This window comes from Microbacterium sp. LMI12-1-1.1, assembly GCF_040676455.1.
Taxonomy (GTDB): Bacteria; Actinomycetota; Actinomycetes; order Actinomycetales; family Microbacteriaceae; genus Microbacterium.
This window is the reverse complement of record NZ_JBEGIA010000015.1, coordinates 760,945-776,982: the sequence shown is the minus strand read 5'-3', so window position 1 is coordinate 776,982 and position 16,038 is coordinate 760,945. Positions and strand designations below refer to the sequence as shown.

The 16,038-nt window shown below is 70.5% G+C and carries 11 protein-coding genes; 7 read left to right on the top strand and 4 right to left on the bottom strand.

All coding sequences use genetic code 11. From position 1 onward, the window contains the following. The first annotated feature begins 120 nt into the window (after positions 1 to 120). Positions 121 to 663 carry a MerR family transcriptional regulator gene (locus MRBLMI12_RS17695; protein WP_308867592.1) on the top strand — a complete coding sequence of 181 codons (543 nt, stop codon included), beginning with the start codon at positions 121 to 123 and terminating at the stop codon, positions 661 to 663. A gap of 1 nt (position 664) precedes the next feature. Here MRBLMI12_RS17695 and MRBLMI12_RS17690 read toward each other — a convergent pair whose 3' ends face one another. After that, positions 665 to 1,879 carry a trans-sulfuration enzyme family protein gene (locus MRBLMI12_RS17690; RefSeq protein WP_363357561.1) on the bottom strand — a complete coding sequence of 405 codons (1,215 nt, stop codon included), beginning with the start codon at positions 1,877 to 1,879 and terminating at the stop codon, positions 665 to 667. Between the two features lie 133 nt (positions 1,880 to 2,012). Further along, positions 2,013 to 2,822, bottom strand: coding sequence for a ParA family protein (locus MRBLMI12_RS17685; RefSeq protein ID WP_308867590.1), 810 nt, complete (start codon positions 2,820 to 2,822; stop codon positions 2,013 to 2,015). A gap of 86 nt (positions 2,823 to 2,908) precedes the next feature. On the opposite strand from MRBLMI12_RS17685, the gene MRBLMI12_RS17680 reads away from it, so the two are divergent. The 3 genes from MRBLMI12_RS17680 to def all read left to right on the top strand — a co-directional run bounded on the left by MRBLMI12_RS17680 (position 2,909) and on the right by def (position 8,902). Continuing rightward, positions 2,909 to 6,316 carry a pyruvate carboxylase gene (locus MRBLMI12_RS17680; protein WP_363357560.1) on the top strand — a complete coding sequence of 1,136 codons (3,408 nt, stop codon included), beginning with the start codon at positions 2,909 to 2,911 and terminating at the stop codon, positions 6,314 to 6,316. Positions 6,317 to 6,389: 73 nt separating this feature from the next. After that, complete coding sequence (locus MRBLMI12_RS17675) at positions 6,390 to 8,402, top strand: AAA family ATPase (RefSeq protein WP_363357559.1); 2,013 nt, start codon at positions 6,390 to 6,392, stop codon at positions 8,400 to 8,402. 8 nt (positions 8,403 to 8,410) lie between these two features. Then, positions 8,411 to 8,902, top strand: coding sequence for a peptide deformylase (def, locus tag MRBLMI12_RS17670; RefSeq protein WP_363357558.1), 492 nt, complete (start codon positions 8,411 to 8,413; stop codon positions 8,900 to 8,902). Between the two features lie 66 nt (positions 8,903 to 8,968). Here def and MRBLMI12_RS17665 read toward each other — a convergent pair whose 3' ends face one another. Further along, positions 8,969 to 10,795 (bottom strand): AMP-dependent synthetase/ligase, encoded by a 1,827-nt coding sequence (locus MRBLMI12_RS17665; protein ID WP_363357557.1) that lies wholly within the window; start codon positions 10,793 to 10,795, stop codon positions 8,969 to 8,971. A 153-nt stretch (positions 10,796 to 10,948) separates the two neighbouring features. On the opposite strand from MRBLMI12_RS17665, the gene MRBLMI12_RS17660 reads away from it, so the two are divergent. The 3 genes from MRBLMI12_RS17660 (at position 10,949) to MRBLMI12_RS17650 (ending at position 13,990) form a co-directional block, all read left to right on the top strand. Then, positions 10,949 to 11,884: an ROK family protein gene (locus MRBLMI12_RS17660; RefSeq protein WP_349428979.1), complete on the top strand. Its 936-nt coding sequence runs from the start codon at positions 10,949 to 10,951 to the stop codon at positions 11,882 to 11,884. A gap of 4 nt (positions 11,885 to 11,888) precedes the next feature. Continuing rightward, the gene (locus MRBLMI12_RS17655) at positions 11,889 to 12,578 is read left to right on the top strand and encodes a lysophospholipid acyltransferase family protein (protein ID WP_308867579.1); all 690 of its coding nucleotides are present in this window, start codon (positions 11,889 to 11,891) and stop codon (positions 12,576 to 12,578) included. Between the two features lie 62 nt (positions 12,579 to 12,640). Further along, on the top strand, positions 12,641 to 13,990 hold the full coding sequence (locus MRBLMI12_RS17650) for a class II 3-deoxy-7-phosphoheptulonate synthase (RefSeq protein ID WP_349427753.1): 1,350 nt from the start codon (positions 12,641 to 12,643) through the stop codon (positions 13,988 to 13,990). 61 nt (positions 13,991 to 14,051) lie between these two features. Here the strand turns inward: MRBLMI12_RS17650 and pknB are convergent, their stop codons facing one another. Further along, positions 14,052 to 16,007 carry a Stk1 family PASTA domain-containing Ser/Thr kinase gene (gene pknB / locus MRBLMI12_RS17645; RefSeq protein WP_363357556.1) on the bottom strand — a complete coding sequence of 652 codons (1,956 nt, stop codon included), beginning with the start codon at positions 16,005 to 16,007 and terminating at the stop codon, positions 14,052 to 14,054. Between the last annotated feature and the right edge of the window lie 31 nt (positions 16,008 to 16,038).

The window sequence follows — 16,038 nt, the reverse complement described above, 5'->3', positions numbered from 1 at the left end:
AACCGGTCGCGGAGCCCGTTCAGGCGTGCGACACGCCGACCTGCGAACAGCGGATGTCATTGCCGCGAGGGGGAGGCTGATCTAGCGTTGAGGTATTCGATTCCGGAGGGGGGAACGAGCATGACCGGAGACGTGGCTGCAGGTGAGCCATTCGGTGCCGAACTCCTCTTCACCGACGGACTTCCTGCGATGGACGACGAGGTCGGCTATCGCGGTGCCGTGGCGGCGAAGGCCGCCGGCATCACCTATCGTCAGCTCGACTACTGGGCTCGCACCGAGCTCGTGGAGCCGACCGTGCGGGGCGCCAGCGGATCGGGCTCCCAGCGGCTGTACGGCTTCCGCGACATCCTGGTGCTGAAGCTCGTCAAGCGACTGCTCGACACCGGGATCTCGCTGCAGCAGATCCGCACCGCCGTCGACCAGCTCCGTGCCGCCGGCATCCGCGATCTCGCCGGCACCACGCTCATGAGCGATGGCGCGTCCGTCTACCTCTGCACGTCGAACGACGAGGTCATCGACCTCGTCAGCCGCGGCCAGGGCGTCTTCGGCATCGCCGTCGGCAAGGTGCTGCGCGAGGTCGAGTCCGAGCTCGTCGAGTTCGAGTTCGAGCGGCCCGACCCCATGGACGAGCTCGCGGTGCGCCGCGCCGCCCGCTCCGCCTGACTCACGCGAGCGCCGGCTCGACCCGTCCTGGCTCCACTGTGGTGGCGCTGAAGGCCTGAGCCAGGTCGGCGATCAGGTCGGCCGGGTCCTCGAGGCCGATCGACAGGCGCACCAGCGCGTCCGAGGGCTTCGCGTCCGACGCCACCGGGCGATGTGTGAGAGCGGCCGGGTGCTGGATGAGCGAATCGACGCTGCCCAGCGACACCGCGTGCGTGAACAGCTCGACCGCCGCCGTCAGCGACGATGCGGCGTCGAAGCCGCCGGCCAGCTCGATCGCGATCATCGCGCCCGGACCCGACTGCTGAGTGCCCACGAGCCCGCGCGGGTCGCTCGCCGCGAAGCCGGGGAAGTGCACGCGCGCGACCTCGGGCCGCGTCCTGAGCCACTCTGCGACGACGCGGGCGCCCTCCTGCTGCGCCCGCATGCGCACCGGCAGCGTCGCGAGACCGCGGTGCAGCAGGTACGCGGAGAGCGGGTGCATGATCGCACCGGTGATGGCGCGCGTGCGGCGCAGCGCCGCGGCGAGCCGTGCGTCGCAGGCGACCACTCCGCCGACGACGTCACCGTGACCGCCGAGGTACTTCGTGGCGCTGTGCAGCGACAGTGCGGCACCGAGATCGAGCGGATGCTGCAGCACGGGCGTGGCGAACGTGTTGTCGACCAGCACGGGCACGTCGCCGGCCGCAGCGACGACGGCGCGGATGTCGACGAGTTCGAGCGTCGGGTTGGCCGGCGTCTCGAGCACGACGAGCGCCGTGTCGTCACGCATCGCCGCGGCGACCGCGTCGGGGGCGCAGAACGAGGTCTCGACGCCGAGCAGCCCCGATGCGAGCAGATGGTCGGTGCCGCCGTACAGAGGACGCACCGCCACGACGTGGCGGCGCTGCGACTCGTGCGTCAGCGCGAGCAGCACCGCGGTGACCGCGGCCATGCCCGACGAGAACGCCACCGCCTCCTCGGCGTGTTCGAGGCGCGCGAGGGCGTCTTCGAACCGGGCGACCGTCGGGTTCCACAGCCGCGCGTAGACGTTCGAGCCTCCTTCGAACGGGTGGCCGCCGGTCGCCAGCACCTCGTACGACATGCCGCCGAGCTCGATGCCGGGCAGCGGATTGGTCGACGAGAGGTCGAGGGGGAGTGCGTGGACGCCCAGCGCTGCGAGATCGTCGCGGCCGGCGTGCACGGCAAGGCTGTCAGGGTGCAGCGTCATCGATGCCATGGCGATATGGTCAGTGATCGAGAGCCGAATAGCAAGTCCTGATCACTCACTCGTGCACAAAGTGCGCAAAGTGTTCATCGAGTGAGCAGACTGGTCACCCGCGCGGATGCCGGGATACCGGCATCCGTCGCCGTCAGGAGCGCGTGTCTTCGGGAACCGGGATGCGGCCGGTGCGCATGACGCGGTCGAGCAGCGAGTCGAAGTCGGCCGCGAGCTCCTGGGCGGAGTCGCCGGGCCAGATGTGCAGGGGCTTCGCGGCACCCTGCGCCTGCTGCAGCGAGGTGCGCTCGGGCAGCTGCGGGCTCAGCACGAGGGGGCCGAACATGTCGCGCAGCTCCTTGATGCGGAACTGGTGCTCGATCGACTGGGGGCGCACGCGGTTGACGACGATGCCCAGCGGCTGCAGGCGAGGAGAGAGGCCGCGGCGGATCTCTTCGATGGCGCGGAGGGCGCGGTCGGCTGCGGCGACCGAGAACAGGCCGGGCTCGGTGACGACGATGACGCGGTCGGATGCCGCCCACGCGGTGCGCGTGAGGGCGTTCAGCGACGGCGCGCAGTCGATGAGGACGAGGTCGTAGTCGGCCTCGATGGTGGCGAGCGCCTCTTCCATCTTCCAGACGTCGCGCACGCTCGGGTGCGGGCCGTCGAAGTTGATCGCGGACGGGCTGCCGATCATGACGTCGATGGTGCCCGGATGCACCTTCGCCCAGCCGCTGGAGGTGATGGCCTGGCGGACCGTCTTCTCCTTGGGATTGGCGAGGACATCGGCGACATTCAGTCGACCGGCGACTTGGATGTCCATGCCCGTCGATACGTCGGACTGCGGGTCGAGGTCGACGACGAGCGTGCGGACACCGCGGGCGAAGGCCGCCGACGCGAGTCCGAGAGTCACGGTCGTCTTGCCGACGCCACCCTTGAGCGAGCTGACGGATAGGACGTGCACAAGGCACCACGTTACCGTCCCCTAGGCTGTGAGCACACTCAGCCTGTTTCCAGAGGCCCACCCGCGCCGCCGCTCACGGAGGTCGAATGTTCCGCAAGATCCTGGTCGCGAACCGAGGCGAGATCGCCATCCGGGCTTTCCGCGCCGCGTATGAGCTGGGGGCCCGCACCGTCGCGGTGTTCCCGTACGAGGACCGCGGCTCGCTGCACCGGCAGAAGGCAGACGAGTCGTACGAGATCGGCGAGAAGGGCCATCCGGTCCGCGCGTACCTCGATGTGGACGAGATCGTGCGCGTCGCGAAAGAGGCCGGCGCGGACGCGATCTACCCGGGCTACGGCTTCCTGTCCGAGAACCCGGAGCTCGCCGAGAAGGCGGCCGCGAACGGCATCGCCTTCATCGGCCCGCCCGCGAAGGTGCTCGAGATGGCCGGTAACAAAGTCACCGCGAAGCACCACGCGGTCGCAGCGGGCGTGCCCGTTCTGCGCTCGACGGAGGCCTCGGACGACGTCGACGCCCTGCTCGGCCAGGCCGACGAGATCGGCTTCCCGATCTTCGTCAAGGCCGTCGCCGGCGGGGGCGGACGCGGGATGCGGCGCGTCGAGCGCAGCGAGGAGCTCGCCCCGGCACTCGCCGAGGCGATGCGCGAGGCAGGGAGCGCCTTCGGCGACGCCCGCGTCTTCCTCGAGCAGGCCGTGCAGCGCCCGCGCCACGTCGAGGTGCAGATCCTCGCCGACGCGACGGGCGAGACCGTGCACCTGTTCGAGCGCGACTGCTCGGTGCAGCGTCGCCATCAGAAGGTGATCGAGATCGCCCCGGCGCCCAACCTCGACCCCGCCGTCCGCGACGCGCTGCACGGCTACGCCGTCGCGTTCGCCCGGTCGATCGGCTACGAGAACGCGGGAACGGTCGAGTTCCTCCTCGAGACGGCCGGTCCTCGCACCGGGGAGGTCGTCTTCATCGAGATGAATCCCCGCATCCAGGTCGAGCACACCGTCACCGAGGAGGTGACGGATGTCGACCTCGTGCAGTCGCAGATGCGCATCGCCGCCGGGCAGACCATCGCCGAGCTCGGCCTCACGCAGGACCGCATCCAGCTGCGCGGAGCCGCGCTGCAGTGCCGCATCACGACGGAGGACCCGTCGCAGGGGTTCCGGCCCGACACCGGCCGCATCACGACTTACCGCTCCCCGGGCGGCGCCGGCATCCGGCTGGACGGCGGCACCACCGCCGCCGGCTCGCAGATCAGCCCGCACTTCGACTCGATGCTGGCCAAACTCACCTGTCGCGGCCGCGACTTCCCGGCCGCCGTCGCCCGCGCCCGCCGAGCACTCGCGGAGTTCCGCATCCGCGGCGTCTCCACCAACATCCCGTTCCTGCGCGCCGTCCTCGACGATCCCGCGTTCATCGCCGGCGACGTGAGCACGTCGTTCATCGACGAGCGCCCCGAGCTGCTCACCAGCAACCCGTCGCGCGACCGGGCGACCAAGCTGCTGAACTGGCTCGGCGACATCACCGTCAACCGCCCCTACGGCGACAAGCCCCTGTCGGTCTCGCCGGGCAGCAAGCTGCCCGAGATCGACCTCGCCGCCGCGCCGCCCGCCGGCACGCTCGCCCGGCTGCGCGAGCTGGGCCCCGAGGGGTTCGCCCGCGCGCTGCGCGAGCAGAGCGCCCTCGCCGTCACCGAGACGACCTTCCGCGACGCCCACCAGTCGCTGCTCGCCACCCGGGTGCGCACGCGCGACCTGGTGCGGGTCGGCCCGCACGTGTCGCGGATGACGCCCGAGCTGCTGTCTGTCGAAGCGTGGGGCGGTGCGACCTACGACGTCGCACTGCGCTTCCTCGCCGAGGACCCGTGGGAGCGTCTCGAGGCGCTGCGCGAGGCGATGCCGAACATCCCGATCCAGATGCTGCTGCGCGGCCGCAACACGGTCGGCTACACACCGCGCCCGGTGGAGGTGACGGACGCGTTCGTGCGCGAGGCCGCGGCCACCGGCGTCGACATCTTCCGCATCTTCGACGCGCTGAACGACGTGTCGCAGATGCGTCCGGCGATCGACGCGGTGCGCTCGACGGGCACGGCGATCGCCGAGGTGGCGCTCTGCTACACCGCAGACCTGCTGGACCCGGCGGAGCAGCTCTACACGCTCGACTACTACCTGCGCCTCGCCGAGCAGATCGTCGACTCGGGCGCGCACATCCTGGCGATCAAGGACATGGCAGGGCTGGTGCGTCCGGCCGCCGCCGCGAAGCTCGTCACGGCGCTCCGCGAGAACTTCGACCTGCCGGTGCACCTGCACACGCACGACACCGCAGGCGGCCAGCTCGCGACCCTCCTCGCGGCCAGTGCCGCCGGTGTCGATGCCGTGGATGCCGCGGCGGCGCCGATGTCGGGAACCACCAGCCAGCCGTCGCTCTCGGCGCTCGTCGCCGCCCTCGCGCACACCGATCGCGACACCGGCCTGAGCCTGCAGGCGGTGAGCGACCTGGAACCGTACTGGGAGGCCGTGCGCCACCTGTACCGCCCGTTCGAGTCGGGACTGGCCTCGCCGACGGGCCGCGTCTACCACCACGAGATCCCGGGCGGACAGCTGTCGAACCTCCGCCAGCAGGCGATTGCGCTCGGCCTCGCCGACGACTTCGAGCTCATCGAGGACATGTACGCCGCCGCCGACCGGATCCTGGGCCGCATCCCGAAGGTGACGCCGTCGTCGAAGGTCGTCGGCGATCTCGCGCTGGCACTGGTCGCGGTGCGTGCCGATCCCGCCGACTTCGAGGCGAACCCGCAGAACTACGACATCCCCGACTCGGTGGTGGGCTTCATGGCGGGCGAGCTGGGTGATCTGCCGGGCGGGTGGCCCGAGCCGTTCCGCACCAAGGTGCTCGAGGGTCGCACGATCTCGATCGACGGGCCCGAGCTGACCGCCGACGAGCGCGAGGGCCTCGGCGGCGACACGGCGCTGCGCCGCCGCACGCTGAACCGGCTGCTCTTCCCTGGCCCGGCACGCGAGTTCGAGAAGAACCGCGAGGCGTACGGCGACCTGACCGCGCTCGGCACGCCCGACTACCTCTACGGCCTCAAGCCGGGGGAGGAGCACGTCGCCGAGATCGACCCGGGCGTCCAGCTGTACGTCGGGCTCGAGGCGATCGGCGAGGCCGATCCCAAGGGCATCCGGACGGTGATGACGACCCTCAACGGCCAGCTGCGCCCGGTGTTCGTGCGCGATCGCAGCATCACGGTCGAGGCGCGCCAGGTAGAGCGCGCCGACACCACGAAGCCCGGGCAGGTCGCGGCACCGTTCTCGGGCGTCGTCACGCTCAAGGCGGCCGTCGGCGACACCGTGACAGCGGGACAGCCGGTGGCGTCGATCGAGGCCATGAAGATGGAGGCGGCCATCACCGCACCCGTCGACGGCGTCGTCGAACGCCTCGCGATCGCCGCGACCGCGCAGGTCGATGCGGGCGACCTTTTGGTCGTCATCCGTCCCGCCCAGTAGCCTGGAGGGCGGCATACGCCCGATATGCGCCCCGGCACCGGCACAGGCGCCGTCTTCCCAGGAGAACTTCGCAGTGACGCCCGATCGCACCGAACACACGCCCGACGAGCCCGAGAACGGGGTGCTCTCCGAGACGGGCAGCATCGACACGACCGGTCTCGGCATCCTGGGTGGTGCGACGGCGCAGGTGAACGTCGAGCTGCCGTCCGAGTCCGACGACGACCTCGCCGATGACGACGTCATCGACGACGAGGTGCCCTTCATCATCGAGATCCCCGCCGACGCGGACCTTCCCGTCATCGCGCCGACGCCGGCCGCGGAGTATCCGGCCGACACGACCGAGGCGGAGATCATCGAGACGAACGCCGACCTCGAGGAGTGGACCATCGAGGGCGACGGCTTCGCGGCCGCGCCCCCGGAGGAGGACATCGCCGACGCCGACGAGGTGCTCGAGGTGCTCGAGGCCGCCGAGACGGTCCAGGCTGAGGAGTACCAGCCCGCGGAGCAGGCTGCTCCCCCCGTGGCCGCCGAGGACGCGGACGCGTACGCCGTCGAGCACGAGCCGGGCGTCGCAGCGGAGAGCATCGAGCCCGCGTTCGAAGCCGCTGAGCCCGAGTCCCACGAATCCGAGCCTGCCGGCGACCAGCCGGCCGCGGCGGTCGTCGCCGCCGAGCCTGCCGTCGATGAGTTCGAGGTCGTCGACTTCGACGCCGTCGAGTTCGAGGACGCGGACTTCGATGAAGAGTTCGATCCCGCCGAGTTCGACATCGTCCTCGCCGAGGAAGAGGTCGAAGCCGCTCTGGCGGAGAACGCCGCAACGGGAGACGATGTCATCGCGACCGACGACACCGCGGAGGAGCCTATGAGCGCGAAGACCCCGGCCGACAACGGCGAGGACGCCGGCACGACGGATGCCGCGGCCGCGGCATCCGCGCCCCCGACGTCGCCCGCACCGCCGTCGGTCTCGGCCGCCGCCGCTGCCGCGAAGACCGCCACAGGCCCGACGCCCGCGACACGCCGCGCAGCGAACCACACCGGGGCGCAGCCGGTCGTCGAGCGCTCGGCCGTCGAGCGCGCCGCGTTCCCGCGCGCCGACGTCGCCCTGTCGTCGAAGCGTCTGGGCGAGTTCGAAGCCGACCGCGAGACCGCCGACCTGCTCACCGCCGACCGGCTGCTCGACCCCCACCAGGTCGTGCGGCCAGAGCCCGAGGGCGCCTGGCAGCATTTCGTCTACTCGATCTCGGGTCGGCGCATCAACCTCGGCGACAGCAAGCGCGCGAAGGCCCGCAAGGATCTCGACCGTCGCATCGCAGCGCCGCTGACCGGCGGCGCGCGATTCGTGCCGGTGCTGTCCCGCAAGGGCGGCGTCGGCAAGACGACCGTCACCGCGCTGCTCGGCCAGGCACTGGCCGACGCACGCGACGACCGCGTCATCGCGGTGGACGCCAACCCGGACCGGGGGACCCTCGCCGAGCGGATCTCGAGGGACAGCGGCAAGACCGTCCGCGACCTGGTGCGCATCAGCCCCGAGGTCGTCGGCTTCAACGACCTGTCGAACATCGTCGCGCGCGACGAGACCCGGCTCGACGTCGTCGCCTCCGACGCCGACCCCCGCGTTTCGGAGGCGTTCAACGACGCCGACTACCGGAACGTCGCGGCACTCGCGGCCCACTACTACTCGGTCGTGCTCACCGACACCGGCACCGGCATCGTGCACTCGGTGATGGGCGCCACGCTCGATCTCGCCGACCAGCTCGTGATCGTCGCCGGCCTGAGCGTCGACGAGGCGCGCCTCGCGTCGGAGACGCTCACGTGGCTCGAGACGAACGGGTACGCGGACAAGGTGCGCAGCGCCGTCGTGGTGCTCAACAACGCACGCCCCGGACAGCCGCTCGTACAGCTCGACGAGCTGGAGGCGCACTTCCGCTCCCGCGTGCGCGCCGTGGTGCGCGTCCCCTACGACGCCCACATCGCGGCCGGCAGCGCCATCGTGTTCCGCGAGCTGCAGCCCGCGACGCGGGATGCCGCACGTGCTCTCGCGGCGACCGTGGTCGAGGGCCTCCGTTCGCTCGCGCCGGCGGCCTGAGGCACCCGATGGCTGTTCGTCCCATCCGTGTCTTCGGCGACCCCGTTCTCACGGCGGTCAGCGCGCCCATCGAGAAGATCGACGACGGCGTGCGCGCCCTCGTCCGCGATCTCCTCGACACCGTCGAGCTCCCCGGCCGCGCCGGTGTGGCGGCACCCCAGATCGGCGTCGGCCTGCGGGCCTTCAGCTACAACATCGACGGCGACATCGGGTACGTCCTCAACCCCGCGCTGGTGGAGGTGTCGGGCGAGCCCGAGGCCATCGGCGAGGGATGCCTGTCGGTGCCGGGACTCTGGCACGACGCGGTCCGCTACCCCTGGGCGAAGGTCGTGGGCATGGACCTCGACGGCAACGAGCTCGTCCTGGAGGGGGAGGGGCTGCTCGCCCAGGCGCTGCAGCACGAGACCGACCACCTGGACGGCATGCTCTACCTGAAGCGGCTCACCCCGGAGGAGCGCCGCATCGCGATGCGCGAGATCCGCGAGTCCGACTGGTTCTGACGCAGGCCGGATGAACAGAAGCCCCGGGCCCTGAAGGGCCCGGGGCTTCGGCATCCGTCGCCGGAGTTACGAGAGCGAGACGTTCGTGGTGTTCACCGGCACGGCGTAGATCTCCTCGATGTCGCCGGCGAAGTCGGCGAGGATCACGTTGCGCTTGATGCTCATCTTGGGCGTCAGGTGACCGCTGGCCTCGGTCCATTCGCTCGGAAGGATCGTGAACTTGCGGATCGACTCCGCGCGGGACACCGTCGTGTTGGCGCGATCGATCGCACGCTGCACCTCGGCGCGCACCGCGTCGTTCTTCGCGGCATCGGCGAGGGACATGTCGGCGGACAGGCCGTTGTTCGACAGCCACGTCGGCAGCATCTCGGGGTCGAGCGTCACCAGCGCGGCGATGAACGGCTTCTGGTCGCCGACGACGACGACCTGGCCGACGATCGGATTGGCGCGGATCGGGTCCTCCAGAGCGGCGGGCGCGACGTTCTTGCCGCCGGCGGTGACGATGATCTCCTTCTTGCGACCGGTGATCGTGAGGAAGCCCTCGTCGTCGAACGCCCCGATGTCGCCCGTCTTGAACCAGTCGCCGTCGAAGGCGTCGGCCGTCGCCTCGGGGTTGCGCCAGTACTCCTTGAACACGTTGATGCCGCGCACCTGGATCTCGCCGTCATCGCCGAGACGGATGCCGACGCCGGGGATCACGGGGCCGACCGTGCCGATCTTCGACTTGCGGGCCTGGTTGACGGTCGCCGGCGCCGTGGTCTCGGTCAGGCCGTAGCCCTCGAGGATGGTGACGCCGAGGCTGTGGAAGAAGTGTCCGAGGCGGGGGCCGAGCGGCGCGGAGCCCGAGACCGCGAAGGCGATGTTGCCGCCCATGGCCGTGCGGAGCTTGCTGTAGACGAGCCGATCGAACAGCGCGAACTTGATCTTCGTGCCCAGCGGGACCTTCTTGCCCTCCTGCTTCAGACGGGAGTGCTCGACCGCCGTGTGCGCAGCGGCGCGGAAGATCTTGCCCTTTCCGCCGGCCTCGGCCTTCTGCTCGGCGGAGTTGTACACCTTCTCGAAGACGCGCGGCACGGCGAGGAGGAACGTCGGCTTGAAGGAGCCGAGCGCGGGCAGCAGCTGCTTGGTGTCGGGCTGGTGCCCGGTCTTCACACCGGCGTGGATGTCGAGGATGGAGATGAACCGCGCGAACACATGCGCGGTCGTGATGAACAGCAGGGTCGACGCACCCGGGGTGGCGAACACCTCCTGGTTGGACAGCGTCGCGTTGCGGGTGAGCTCGACGAAGTTGCTGTGCGTGAGGACGCACCCCTTGGGGCGCCCGGTCGAGCCCGACGTGTAGATGAGCGTGGCGATGTCGGCGCCGTTGGCGATGTTGCGCCGGCGCTCGATCTCGTCGTCGGAGACGCCGGCGCCCTCGGCGATGAGCCGGTCGAGGTCGCCGCTGTGCATCTCCCACGCGGCGCGGATGAGCGGCAGCTCGTCGCGCGCCGCGGCGAAGCGGGCGGTGTGATCGGACGATTCGGTGATGATCGCGATCGCGCCGGAGTCGGTCAGGTTCCACGCGATCTGCGCCGTCGAGCTGGTCTCATAGATCGGCACCATCACGGCACCGGCATAGAACAGCGCGAAGTCGACCAGCGTCCAGTCGTACGTGGTGCGGGCGATGAAGCCGACCTTGTCTCCGGGCTCGATGCCTCCGGCGACGAAGCCCTTGGCGAGCGCGATGACCTGCTTCTGGAACTCGGCCGCGGTGATGTCGCGCCAGCCGTCGCCATCGGGCACGGCGAACAGCGCGCGGTCGGGCGTCGCCTTGACGCGCTCGACCAGCAGGTCGGTGACGTTTGCCTGCGGATCGGCGGGGACGATGGCAGGGACTTCGAACTGAACCACGGCAGCTCCTTCGGTACCGGACGGATGAATCTCGGGTGGATCTCATCCGAGTCTAATCGGCCGTCACATCGCGGACAGTGGCGGGTGTGGACGAAGACCGCCTGGATAGACTTCAAGGCGCTGTCGTACGTGCGGCGGCCGGAGAGGGAGATCGTGCTCAAGGTCGGTATCGACATCGGCGGAACCAAGATCGCGGGAGGCGTCGTCGACTCCGACGGCGGCATCGTCGAACAGCTCCGTGTCGACACGCCGACCGACACGGCCGCGCTCGCGCAGGCCGTGGTCGACATGGCCCGGTACTTCCGCGCGACCCACCGGGTCGCCGCCGTCGGCGTCGCGGCCGCCGGCTTCATCGACCGCGACCGCGCCACCGTCATCCACGCGCCGAACATCGCCTGGCACAACGAGCCGCTGAAGGCGACGCTCGAAGACGGCATCGGCCTGCCGGTCACGATCGAGAACGACGCGAATGCCGCCGGCTGGGCCGAGTTCCGCTTCGGCGCCGGACGCGACGTCGACCACATGGTGATGCTCACCATGGGCACGGGCGTCGGCGGGGCCATCGTCCTCGACGGCAAGCTGTTCCGCGGCGGCCACGGCATCGCCGCAGAGCTCGGCCACACGCGCTTCATCCGGGACGGCCTGCTCTGCGGGTGCGGACAGCACGGCTGCCTCGAGCAGTACGCCTCCGGCCGCGCGCTCCAGCGCGAGGCCGGTGAGATCGCCGACGCCGGCGGGATCGGCGCGGCCCTGGCCGCCCACCGCGCCGAGCACGGCTCGATCAGCGGCCCGGCCGTCTCGCGCCTGGTCCTCGCCGGGGACGCCGGCGCCGCAGAGGCCCTGCGCCGCGTCGCGACCGCGCTCGGCGAGGCGTGCGGCGGCTTCCAGGCGGTGCTGGACCCCGAGCTGTTCGTCATCGGCGGCGGCGTCGCCCAGCTCGGCGATGCGCTGCTCGAGCCGATGCGCCTGGCGTACGAGCGGTCGCTGCCCGGCTACGGCGACCGGCCGATCGCGACCTTCGCCATCGCGAGGCTCGTCAACGACGCCGGCCTGATCGGCGCCGCCGACCTCGCCGGCACAGAGGCGTAGCGGGATGTTCTACTGGCTGATGAAGTACGTGGTCATCGGGCCGATCGTCAAGGCGATCTGGCGCCCGTGGATCGTCGGCCGGCGCAACGTCCCCGCAGAGGGCGCCGCGATCCTCGCCAGCAACCACCTGTCGTTCGTCGACTCGATCTTCCTGCCGCTGATGCTCGACCGTCCGGTGTCGTTCCTCGCCAAGAGCGACTACTTCACGGGCAAGGGCCTCAAGGGCTGGGCGACGCGCATGTTCTTCAAGGGCACGGGTCAGCTTCCGATCGACCGCTCCGGCGGCAAAGCCTCGGAGGCCTCGCTCAACACCGGCCTGCAGGTGCTGGGCCGCGGGGATCTGCTCGGCATCTACCCCGAGGGCACGCGGAGCCCCGACGGCAAGCTGTACCGCGGCCGCACCGGCATCGCGCGCATGGCGCTCGAGGCGCACGTCCCGGTGGTGCCGGTGCTGATGGTCGACACCGACACGATGATGCCGATCGGCACCACGATCCCGCGCATCGTGCGGGTGGGCATCGTCGTCGGCGAGCCCCTCGACTTCTCGCGGTTCGCGGGTATGGAGGGCGATCGCTACATCCTGCGCTCGATCACCGACGAGATCATGGTGGCGCTGCAGCGGCTGGGCGAGCAGGAGTACGAGGACGTCTACGCGTCGACGGTCAAGGACCGCCTCAAGAAGAAGACTCGCTGACCGCCCGGCGAACGGGCGTCACGCGGCGCCGGCGCCGACCTCGTCACGGCTAGACTCGAGGGATGCTTCAGCAGCTCGACGCACTCGACCACTGGCGGACCCTGCCCATCAAGCAGCAGCCCCAGTGGTATGACGCCGAGGCGGCGGTCGCGGCATCCGCTGAGCTGGCCACCCTGCCCCCGCTGGTGTTCGCGGGCGAGGTCGACAACCTGCGTGACCGCCTCGCCCGTGCCGCGTCGGGCCGCGCGTTCCTGCTGCAGGGCGGCGACTGCGCCGAGACCTTCGCGGGGGCGACCGCCGAGCAGATCCGCAACCGCATCAAGACGGTGCTCCAGATGGCCGTCGTGCTCACGTACGGCGCATCGATGCCGATCGTGAAGATGGGTCGCATGGCGGGTCAGTTCGCCAAGCCGCGCTCGAGCGACACCGAGACGCGCGGCGATGTCACGCTGCCGGCCTACCGCGGCGACATCGTCAACGGCTACGACTTCACCGAAGGCTCGCGCCAGGCGGACCCGCAGCGGCTGCTGAAGGGCTACCACACGGCGGCGTCGACCATCAATCTGATCCGCGCGTTCACGCAGGGCGGCTTCGCCGACCTCCGCGAGGTGCACTCCTGGAACAAGGGCTTCGCGCAGAACCCCGCGAACCAGCAGTACGAGCGTCTCGCGACCGAGATCGACCGTGCGATCAGGTTCATGGAGGCTGCCGGCGCGGACTTCGACGAGCTCAAGCGCGTCGAGTTCTACACCGGTCACGAGGGCCTGCTCATGGACTACGAGCGGCCGATGACGCGGATCGACTCGCGCACCGACACGCCGTACAACACGTCGGCGCACTTCCTGTGGATCGGTGAGCGCACCCGTGATCTCGACGGCGCGCACGTCGACTACTTCTCGAAGATCCGCAACCCCATCGGCGTGAAGCTCGGGCCGACGACGACGCCCGAGACGGCGCTGGCGCTCATCGACAAGCTCGACCCGAACCGAGAGCCCGGCCGTCTCACGTTCATCACGCGCATGGGCGCGGGCAAGATCCGCGACGCGCTGCCGCCGCTCCTGCAGGCCGTGCGCGATTCCGGCGCCACCCCGCTGTGGGTCACCGACCCCATGCACGGCAACGGCATCACCACGCCCACCGGCTACAAGACGCGTCGCTTCGACGACGTCGTCGACGAGGTGCGCGGCTTCTTCGAGGCGCACCGCGCGGTCGGCACCTTCCCGGGCGGCATCCACGTAGAGCTCACCGGCGACGACGTCACCGAGTGCCTGGGCGGCTCCGAGCACATCGATGAGGCCACCCTCGCCACGCGGTACGAGTCGCTCTGCGACCCGCGCCTGAACCACATGCAGTCGCTCGAGCTGGCCTTCCTCGTCGCCGAAGAGCTCGAGAAGCTCACCGCTCGCGCCTGACACACGCAGAAGATCCCGGATGCCTCGGCCGAGGCATCCGGGATCTTCGCTGTGTCTGCGGTCAGAGCGCAGCGGCGATCCGCAGGGAGATCACGGTGCCGCGGGGCTCCAGGTCCTCGGCGTCGGGCTTCTGCGATTCGACCTGCGTGAACGGGTCGGGGAAGGCATCCCAGCGGGCGTCATAGTCGATGGTGAAGCCGGCATCGGTGGCCGCGTTGCGGGCTTCGGCGAGCGTCATGCCGACGAGATCCGGCACGGCGAACAACGGGGGACCCGTCGACACCACGAGGGTCACGGTGTCGCCCGGGGCGAGCCAGCCGCCGTCCTCCTTGCCGATGACTCGGATGACGCGGCCCTCGTCGACCGAGTCGCTCGCCTCGGTCTGGCTCGGGTCCGCGACGACCAGCTCAAGGCCCTCGAGGGTGCTGCGGGCCTTGCCCTCGCTCTCGCCCGAGACGTCGGGCAGAGGGCCGAGCGACACCTGGAGCCGGGCGCTGTCGCCCTGGTGCACGGTGCACCCGTCGATGCACGGGACGTCCTGCGAACCGTCGTCGGGTGCGCCGACGGGCCGGACGAAGGCGCCGATGACGGTCCCGGCGGCGGCATCCGTGAAGAACGCGGCGCTGTCGTCGGCGACCGAGACGGACTGCGCCGTGAAGGCCGATCGGGCGTCGGCCTCCGACATGCCGGCGAACGACGCGAAGGTGGCCTCGGCCGGACCGAGCGAGACGAAGACGTTCACCTCGGTGTCCTTGTCGACGCGTGTGCCCTGCGGGGGGTTCGTGCGGATGACCTGCCCCGCGGCGACCTCGAGGCTGTTCTCGCCCTGCTGCACGGCGACGAGGGAGTCCGCAGCGAGGATCTCGGATGCCTCGTCGAACGTCTTCCCCGTGACATCGGCGACAGCCACCAGGGATCCGGGTCCTGAGCCGAACCACCACCCGAGGCCGCCCGCGAGAGCCGCGAGCAGCAGCACGAGCACGATGAGCCAGGCGCCTCGCGAGCGGCGGCGCTGCGTGGCGCGGCGAAGGCGGCCGGCGTTGTCGACCTCTTCCATCGCGGCGGTGGGCCCGGTCGGCGTGCCCGGCAGCACTGCGGTGAGTTCACCCGTGGCCGTGGTGTCGTCGCGCACGATCCCGATCGGACCGGTGCGCGCGACGACGGGGGAGATGCCGAGCTCGCGCTCGATGTCCCGCAGGCGCTGCAGCATCTCGCGCGCGTCGAGCGGGCGCTCATCCGGCGACTTCTCGGTCGCCCACAGCACGAGTTCGTCGAGGGGTTCGGGCACGCCCGGATTCTTGACGCTCGGCCGCGGCACGGAGTCGGTCGCGTGCTGGAAGGCGATCTGCATCGGCTGCTCGCCCTTGTAGGGCTGCTCACCGGTGAGCATCTCGTAGAGCATGATGCCGATGGCGTAGATGTCGCTGCGGGCGTCCGCGGTGCCGCGCGTGACGAGCTCGGGAGCGAGGTAGGCGATCGTGCCGAGCAGCTGCGCGCCCGACGCGGTGTTCGCGGTCGTGGCGCGGGCCAGCCCGAAGTCGCCGATCTTGATGCGGCCGTCCTCGGCGAGGAGCACGTTCTCGGGCTTGACGTCACGGTGCACGATGCCGGCCTTGTGCGCGGCGGCGAGCCCCGACAGCACGGCGTCGAGGATCGACACCGCCTGCGGCACGGTCAGCCGCCGCTGCTCGCGCACCAGCTCACGCAGTGTGATGCCCGGCAGGTACTCCATGACGAGGTACGCCATGTCGCCGTCCTGACCCTGGTCGAACACGTTCACCACGTTCGGGTCGGCCAGCCGGGCCGCCGCGCGGGCCTCCTGGATGAACCGGCTCTGGAACACGGTGTCGTCGCTCAGGTGGCCGTGCATGACCTTGAGGGCGACGCGCCGCTCGAGGCGCAGATCTGTGGCGACGTACACGGTCGCCATCCCGCCGCGGGCGATGCGAGCACGCACCCGGTACCGGCCGTCGACGAGACGGCCGATCAGCGGGTCCGTCTGCTGACTCGTGCTCACGCTGAGAGTCTACGGACGCGGGCCTGCGAGG

Excerpts from the sequence above, each read along its gene's own strand:
- def (WP_363357558.1), top strand. The coding sequence starts at position 8,411 with ATGGCTGTTCGTCCCATCCGTGTCTTCGGCGACCCCGTTCTCACGGCG.
- MRBLMI12_RS17680 (WP_363357560.1), top strand. The coding sequence starts at position 2,909 with ATGTTCCGCAAGATCCTGGTCGCGAACCGAGGCGAGATCGCCATCCGG.
- MRBLMI12_RS17655 (WP_308867579.1), top strand. The coding sequence starts at position 11,889 with ATGTTCTACTGGCTGATGAAGTACGTGGTCATCGGGCCGATCGTCAAG.
- MRBLMI12_RS17695 (WP_308867592.1), top strand. The coding sequence starts at position 121 with ATGACCGGAGACGTGGCTGCAGGTGAGCCATTCGGTGCCGAACTCCTC.
- MRBLMI12_RS17650 (WP_349427753.1), top strand. The coding sequence starts at position 12,641 with ATGCTTCAGCAGCTCGACGCACTCGACCACTGGCGGACCCTGCCCATC.
- MRBLMI12_RS17690 (WP_363357561.1), bottom strand. The coding sequence starts at position 1,879 with ATGGCATCGATGACGCTGCACCCTGACAGCCTTGCCGTGCACGCCGGC.